Origin of the sequence: Clostridium sp. (assembly GCF_051656525.1) — a bacterium.
In the GTDB taxonomy this organism is placed as follows: domain Bacteria; phylum Bacillota; class Clostridia; order Clostridiales; family Clostridiaceae; genus Clostridium.
In genome coordinates this window covers 1-1,602 of sequence record NZ_JBOGCC010000282.1, presented here as the reverse complement: position 1 = coordinate 1,602, position 1,602 = coordinate 1, and the positions used below count along the sequence as shown (strand labels likewise).

Below are 1,602 nucleotides of genomic sequence, written 5' to 3'. Positions count from 1 at the left end.
TATGCAGAAAACAACATCACTTTGCACCTACTAGATACGTGTGCAAATTCTTGTGTCAGTATTGCATTGCGTACGCACTAAAGTTGCGTTACGCAAAAGCAATACAAGACACCCAACAATTACACATCAGCCTTACTATTAGCTAACTCAATTGACTTCATTTCTTCCATAAGTTTACTTAATTCAACTATAGAACCACTCAACTCCCCTTGCTGTTTATGTTGCATCAAAACAAAACTAACAAAAGAACCTATACTCATACCATAAAACTCACATTGAGAATCTAAATATTCCTTTATCTCAGATTTAACATAACAATTAACCCTTACCTTATTTCCCTTAACTTCATTACTCATTTCCAACTACCTCCTAATTTTCAATTATTAATACCATAGTAACACCATTACAGTACCAAATCAATAACAAAATAAAAAAAGTATAACTAACACTAAGTCCAGGGAAGTTCGAGCCTCTTGGCTCATAGCCTAACATTGCCTTTTCTCCATGTAAATGTACGCTTCGCTTTCTTAGATCTGTCTTACAGACAGAACACGAAACATTGACACAGAGCCTCTAAGTCAACGCTATTCTATGGCTCAAGGGGTCTCTAACTTTTCCCTAACCTTAGCATAAGTTATACTAAACTTGAATAATCATCTATTTGTGATAAAATATTTGTATATTCTTTAATATCAAATTTAAACACAAGGGACTTACTGGCTATAAGTTCCTTTATTTTTTTCTTTTTATCCCTACTCAACTCATTCAACAAACTCATATCCTGAAGACAAGCAATCATCAAAACCTTATCAGTACCAGTTATAGACATGTCCAACTGAAAAAAATCAAATACATAAACCAATGGGACAAGCCTTTCAATATCATTCCTCTCTTCGTAATTACACGTAATTTCCAAACGAGTTAAATTATTATCAGACATCCCTAATTCCACGGCCTTATTATACAACTTTACACGACCATGCTTATTTCTTTGACCTAAATACTGCGTATACTCCCCGTCAGACGATTTTTTAAATTCTTCATACAAACGATTGTCCTTAACAAGATAACAATTAGAACGAGCCACAGGAATATCTATAGCCACATCAAAACGCTTAACAACTGGTTTCTTAAAACTTAAATTAAACAATTTCAAATATATAGACTGAAAATACAAATCACAGCCAACTTTAGCTGGATTAAATTCCACAGTCACAACCTTATAGACCTCTTTTTTAACATTCCAGTTAGGTTCAGCACCAACCCAAAAAGTAACATTACCATCACATTCAAAAGTAAAATTATGACGATAAGATTTAAAACTACCCGTCTCCCAATGAACAACCCTCGTATCGTATGATAAATTGTCATAAAACCATTGCAAATTCTTATTAGAAATACAAAAATCAACTCTCAGCATGTCTAAACTATATTTATTTAATCTCTTCACATTCTCACCCCCATATGCAGAAAACAACATCACTTTGCACCTACTAGATACGTGTGCAAATTCTTGTGTCAGTATTGCATTGCGTACGCACTAAAGTTGCGTTACGCAAAAGCAATACAAGACACCCAACAATTACACATCAGCCTTACTAT

2 protein-coding genes are annotated in these 1,602 nt (G+C 33.9%); both read right to left on the bottom strand.

All coding sequences use genetic code 11. From position 1 onward, the window contains the following. Nucleotides 1-119 precede the first annotated feature (119 nt). Nucleotides 120-356, bottom strand: a complete 237-nt coding sequence (locus ACRDDY_RS14265; RefSeq protein ID WP_438565614.1) for a hypothetical protein — start codon at nt 354-356, stop codon at nt 120-122. A 278-nt stretch (nt 357-634) separates the two neighbouring features. Then, nucleotides 635-1,450: a hypothetical protein gene (locus tag ACRDDY_RS14260; RefSeq protein WP_438565613.1), complete on the bottom strand. Its 816-nt coding sequence runs from the start codon at nt 1,448-1,450 to the stop codon at nt 635-637. Between the last annotated feature and the right edge of the window lie 152 nt (nt 1,451-1,602).